Origin of the sequence: Burkholderia sp. E168m23 (genome assembly GCF_016586125.1) — a bacterium.
Lineage (GTDB): Bacteria > Pseudomonadota > Gammaproteobacteria > Burkholderiales > Burkholderiaceae > Burkholderia > Burkholderia orbicola.
The window spans coordinates 1-4,121 of record NZ_BCPP01000663.1 but is presented as its reverse complement, the minus strand read 5'-3'; the positions used below and the strand labels follow the sequence as shown (position 1 = coordinate 4,121).

The 4,121-nt window shown below is 66.9% G+C and carries 4 protein-coding genes; 1 reads left to right on the top strand and 3 read right to left on the bottom strand.

Features of this window, described 5'->3' with window-relative positions; genetic code table 11:
* Positions 1 to 186: 186 nt before the first annotated feature.
* The 3 genes from JMF90_RS26965 to JMF90_RS26955 all read right to left on the bottom strand — a co-directional run bounded on the left by JMF90_RS26965 (position 187) and on the right by JMF90_RS26955 (position 2,480).
* On the bottom strand, positions 187 to 996 hold the full coding sequence (locus JMF90_RS26965; RefSeq protein ID WP_006479448.1) for a BPSS1780 family membrane protein: 810 nt from the start codon (positions 994 to 996) through the stop codon (positions 187 to 189).
* Positions 987 to 1,985 (bottom strand): homoserine kinase, encoded by a 999-nt coding sequence (locus JMF90_RS26960; RefSeq protein ID WP_011548158.1) that lies wholly within the window; start codon positions 1,983 to 1,985, stop codon positions 987 to 989. Before JMF90_RS26960 ends, JMF90_RS26965 begins: the two co-directional genes overlap by 10 nt.
* 99 nt (positions 1,986 to 2,084) lie before the next feature.
* Positions 2,085 to 2,480 (bottom strand): hypothetical protein, encoded by a 396-nt coding sequence (locus JMF90_RS26955; RefSeq protein ID WP_006479446.1) that lies wholly within the window; start codon positions 2,478 to 2,480, stop codon positions 2,085 to 2,087.
* A 129-nt stretch (positions 2,481 to 2,609) separates the two neighbouring features.
* Between JMF90_RS26955 and JMF90_RS26950 the strand changes: the two genes are divergently transcribed.
* Positions 2,610 to 4,121: AMP nucleosidase (locus JMF90_RS26950; protein WP_201325645.1), on the top strand; the 1,512-nt coding region annotated here is incomplete at its 3' end.

Below are 4,121 nucleotides of genomic sequence, written 5' to 3'. Positions count from 1 at the left end.
TTCGGGAGGCGCGGCAATGCGCGAACGATTTGTACGCAAATTATTTTGCGCGCAAAAGATCGGGTTGAACAGGGCCGACCAGAGGCGGTCGATATGGGAAAAGGGGGGAAGATCAGATGCGCGCCGGGGACGACCCGGCGCGGAAACCGCGTGACGGCCGGCGCATGGCGCCGGCCAGGACACGATTCAGCGGCCCGACATCGTCGTCGTCGCGCCCGGTTCCTGCACACCGAAGCAGCCGCGATAGGTCGCGTAGAACGAGCAGTACAGCATCGTGACGATGATGATCGTCACCGGCATCATGATCGTCAGCGCGTACGCGCCGGCGCCGAGCGCCTGCAGCAGCAGCGACAGCGCGAGCGACGTGCCGAGCGCGACGGCGAACCACAGCACGCCGTATACGGCGAACGCGCCGCGATTGCGCCAGCAGCTGACGACGCTGAAGAACAGCGCCTTCGCCGGCGGGACGTCATGCCACGCGACCAGCACCGGCGCGAACCAGAACAGCATCGCGACCGGCAGATAGAGCAGCGTCGCGAAGAACAGCGCGCCGAGCGTGCCTTGCGCGGCGAGCGTCTCGGGCGTCGTGTTTGCTTCGTCGGCTGCGCCCATCATCACGTGGAACAGCGCGCCGCCGTCGACGAACGACGAAGCGGCGAACACGAGCACCATCGACGCGACGTAGATCACGCCGAGCACGAGCAGCCGCTGGGTCGCGACGGTGCCGTACGAGCGAAAGCCGTCGACCAGGATCGTCGGCATCACGGTCTTGCCGGCCACCGTGTCGCGGCACGCGGCCATGAAGCCGACCGCGATGCCGGGAATGAACACCAGCGGCAGCGCGGAGCCGATCACCGGCACCATCGACACCAGCGTGATCGCGAGCAGGTACGTGAAGAACAGCGTGATGAACGCGAGCGGATTCCGGCGGAACAGCCAGATGCCTTGACGGAACCAGACATAGCCCGTTTTCGCGGGCACTTCGATCAGTTGCATGCGGTTTGGATCTCGGGAAGCGCGGGCGTATGCGCGATACGCTCACGCAGGATGCGTTCGAAATGGCCGGGGTCGTGCGGCTTGAGCATCTCGGCCGCGCGCGGCAGGTAGAAGTCGTACAGGCGCGACACCCAGAAGCGGTACGCGCCGGCGCGCAGCATGTCGCTCCAATGGCGGCGCTCCTCGGCCGTGAACGGCCGCACGGTCTGGTACGCGCGCAGCAGCGCATCGGCGCGCGCGACGTCGAGCACGCCGGTCGCGAGGTCGACGCACCAGTCGTTGACGGTGACCGCGACGTCGAACAGCCACTTGTCGCAGCCCGCGAAATAGAAGTCGAAGAAGCCGCCGAGCCGCACGTCGTGACCGGTGCCGGGTGCCGCATGGGCGAACAGCACGTTGTCGCGGAACAGGTCGCAATGGCACGGGCCGGCCGGCAGCGCTGCGTAGTCGTCCGACGCGAAGAAACCGGCCTGGTGCGCGAGTTCGCCTTCGAGCAGCGCGCGTTGCGCGTCCGTGATGAACGGCACGATTGCCGGCACGTTCTCCTGCCACCACGGCAGGCTGCGCAGGTTCGGCTGGTTGCGCGGATAGTCGCGGCCCGCGAGGTGCAGGCGCGCGAGCATCTGCCCGACCTCGATGCAGTGTTCGACCCCGGGCGCGAGTTCGGCCGCGCCGTCGAGCTTCGTGACGATCGCGGCCGGCTTGCCGTGCAACTCGCCGAACAGCGCGCCGTCGTCGCGCGGGATCGGGTCCGGCACCGGCACGCCGTGGGCGGCCAGGTGGCGCATCAGGTCGAGGTAGAACGGCAACTGCTGCGCGGTGAGCTTTTCGAAGATCGTGAGGACGTATTCGCCGCGCGTCGTCGTCAGGAAGAAATTGCTGTTTTCGATACCGGACGGAATGCCGCGGAACGCAAGCACGTCGCCCAGTTCGTAGTGGCGCATCCATTGCGCGAGATCGGAGTCGGAAACAGCGGTGAAAACGGCCATGCGGGATGCGTCAGGTCAGGGTGTCGGCACGCGGGCGGCGTGCAGCGCGACAGCAGGTGAAGGGGCGGCGCGGCGCGGTTGGCGCGCCGCGCCACGGAATCAGTAGCGCAGGTTCAGCGACGGCAGGCGCGTGATCGGGATGCCCGCGTCATGCGGCTTCGGCGACGTGTCGGGCGTGGAGCTCATCTGGTAGCGCGTGCCGAAGTTCGACTTCACGTCGATCTCGACCGGCTTGCCGCGGTCGCGGTACTCGGTGACTTCGGTGCCGTTCTTGCTCTTTTCGTGGAAGCTCGGCGTGCGGCGGATATCGGCGAAGTCCACTTTCGACGTGACTTCGGCGCCCGGCCGGTTGATCTTGCGGAGATCGGGCAGGCCGGCGGCTTCGTTGGCCTCGGCCCGGGCCTGCGCGTCGGCGTCAGGCGTGCCGCCGGCGGCGTGAGCGACGCTGGCGGCGGCAAACGCGACGGCAGCGGCGACGAAAATGAGCGGCTTCATGATGAGTCTCCAGTGAACCCACCGATTTTAGCAAATACTGCGCGCCATCCGGCCCCTCCGTGCGCAGGGGCGGCCATAAAGGCGGCCGGGTTCCGTGGTAATGTCGTCGGATCAGACGAGGTGATGAAAATGAAGAACGATTTGAGCCGCCGGCACCGTGTGCTGTCGCCCGAAAGCCCGTCGGTCGAGGCTTTCGACGATCCGATCGCCGCCGTCGCGCGGTTGTCCGCCATTTACGACACGAATACGGGCTTCCTGCGCGACGCGTTCGCGCGCTATCGCCGCCACGAAGCGATTACCGAGCACGTGCGCGCATGCTATCCGTTCGTGCGGATTCGCACCGACGTCAACACGCACGTCGATTCGCGCCGCTCGTACGGCTTCGTCGCGGGCCCCGGCGTATTCGAGACGACGGTCACGCGCCCCGATCTCTTCGCGAACTACTACCGAGAGCAACTGCGTCTGCTGGCGAAGAACCACCATGTCAAGATCGAGATCGGCGTGTCGTCGCAGCCGATTCCGATCCATTTCGCGTTTCCGGAAGGCATCCATCTCGAGGGCGAGCTCGATCGCGACCGCCTGCTCGCGATGCGCGACATCTTCGATACGCCCGACCTGTCGTATCTCGACGACCGCATCGTCAACGGCACGTTCGAGCCGGCGCCGGGCGAGCCGCATCCGCTCGCGCTGTTCACGGCCGCGCGCGTCGACTTCTCGCTGCATCGGCTGCGCCACTACACGGCGACGTCGCCCACGCACTTCCAGAACTACGTGCTCTACACGAACTACCAGTTCTACATCGACGAGTTCGTGAAGCTCGGCCGCACGATGATGACGGAAAGCGACGATCCCGAGGTGCGCGCGTATCGCAGCGAGTACAGCGCGTTCGTCGAGCCGGGCGACGTCGTCACGTACAACGCGAACCTCGGCGGCGAGCCGGCCGAGGGCACCGCGCCGCCGCGCCTGCCGCAGATGCCCGCGTATCACCTGAAGCGCGCGGACGGCAGCGGGATCACGATGGTCAACATCGGCGTCGGCCCGTCGAACGCGAAGACGATCACCGATCACATCGCGGTGCTGCGCCCGCACGCGTGGGTGATGCTCGGTCACTGCGCGGGGCTGCGCAACACGCAGCGCCTCGGCGACTACGTGCTCGCGCACGGTTACGTGCGGGAAGATCACGTGCTCGACGCCGACCTGCCGCTGTGGGTGCCGATCCCGGCGCTGGCCGAAGTGCAGCTCGCGCTCGAGCGCGGCGTGGCCGAGGTCACGCGGCTGGAGGGCGTGGAGCTGAAGCGCGTGATGCGCACGGGCACGGTCGCGAGCGTCGACAACCGCAACTGGGAGCTGCGCGACCATCGCGAGCCGGTGCAGCGGCTGTCGCAGAGCCGTGCGATTGCGCTCGACATGGAAAGCGCGACGATCGCCGCGAACGGCTTCCGCTTCCGGGTGCCGTACGGCACGCTGCTGTGCGTATCGGACAAGCCGCTGCACGGCGAGCTGAAGCTGCCGGGCATGGCCGACACGTTCTATCGCGGGCAGGTCGACCAGCATCTGCAGATCGGCGTGAAGGCGATGGAGATCCTGCGCACGAACGGGCTCGACAAGCTGCATAGTCGCAAGCTGCGGAGTTTTGCGGAA

Coding starts and splice junctions, on each gene's coding strand:
- JMF90_RS26960 (WP_011548158.1), bottom strand. CDS start 1,985: ATGGCCGTTTTCACCGCTGTTTCCGACTCCGATCTCGCGCAATGGATG.
- JMF90_RS26955 (WP_006479446.1), bottom strand. CDS start 2,480: ATGAAGCCGCTCATTTTCGTCGCCGCTGCCGTCGCGTTTGCCGCCGCC.
- JMF90_RS26965 (WP_006479448.1), bottom strand. CDS start 996: ATGCAACTGATCGAAGTGCCCGCGAAAACGGGCTATGTCTGGTTCCGT.